At 63.7% G+C, this 1,061-nt stretch carries 1 protein-coding gene and 1 pseudogene; both read right to left on the bottom strand.

The genetic code is table 11. The annotated features are described in order from the left end of the window. Positions 1 to 227 (bottom strand): annotated as a pseudogene (locus tag EN994_RS36560) (glucosaminidase domain-containing protein); the annotation flags it as partial. Further along, the coding region (locus tag EN994_RS32740; protein ID WP_164746490.1) for a flagellar hook-length control protein FliK at positions 157 to 1,061 on the bottom strand (905 nt) is incomplete at its 5' end. The gene EN994_RS32740 and the pseudogene EN994_RS36560, both read right to left, overlap by 71 nt.

Below are 1,061 nucleotides of genomic sequence, written 5' to 3'. Positions count from 1 at the left end.
TCTATATTCAAAGCGTTGGGTTGAAGGCTGCCCTTGTTGCCGGTCTCCGTCAGGCCAACGGCATAAAGGATGCCGGCGGGAACGCCATAGCGGTCGGCGGCGCGCAGGATTTCCGGCTCGCAAGGGTTGGTCGTGGCTGCGGCAGCTGTTACCGCGCTAGATAAAGATATCGCCGCCAGCGCGCTCGCGAGAAGGCGAAGTGCCGCGGCCGTAGTCCTGCGCGTCATCGTTGCGGTTCCTTGAGGATTGCTGACCCGGTTGCTGGCCGCCGGCTCCACCATTGCCGCCGCCCGAATTCCCCGGTTGAAAGGATGCTGGATCGCGGCCTGTTGCCGCCGCCAACGGAGCGGTTGCATCCGTCCGGGTTGTAGCGGGAACTGCTACCGAAGGTTGCAGTATCGTGACCTTGTCAACCTCGAAGCCGAGCCCTCGCAGCGACTTGACGATGGCCTCGCTGTCGGCGGACAGCCGACGATAGGCATCGTGTGTTTCAGGCTTCAGCTCAATCGAAAGTTGTTCCCCGGAGAGGCGAAGATTGGCCGTCACCATGCCGAGTTCGGCAGGGTGAAGTTCGATCTTCAACACATGTGTCGGAACGGCAACAGAGCTGGCCAGATGGGTGGTCGTGGGTGAGGCTGAAAGCGCCTTTTGCGGCCCGGCGTCGGCGGCTATGGCGTTGATCACATTGAGGGCCGCCTGGCTGATGGGACCCTGCGGCGGCGCGGGGAAGCTCCGTTCCGACACCACGTCGATGCGCGCGGCGGACAGGGACTGTTTTCCCGCTTCGGGACGCATCGAGGACCGCACATCCTCGATGCTCCTCATCGCATTCGTGGTGGGCTTCGACGGCACGCCGGGCACATCGACAGCCGGCGCGTCCGACAGCTTCTGAGCCGCCGCTGTGACGTCGCGTTTTGGCGCGCTGGAGGCAGCGCTCGGCGACTGACCGTCAAGCGCCGTCAAAGGTCCGTCGACGATCGACGCCTGCTCCGGCTTCGACATGGTTTCGAGTGCTTCGCGTCCGCCCGACGATTTTGAGCGGTAGGTCTTTGGCAGTGCAG

It is taken from the genome of Mesorhizobium sp. M7A.F.Ca.CA.002.09.1.1 (assembly GCF_003998555.1).
Taxonomy (GTDB): Bacteria; Pseudomonadota; Alphaproteobacteria; order Rhizobiales; family Rhizobiaceae; genus Mesorhizobium; species Mesorhizobium ciceri.
This window is presented reverse-complemented; position numbering and strand designations above follow the sequence as displayed.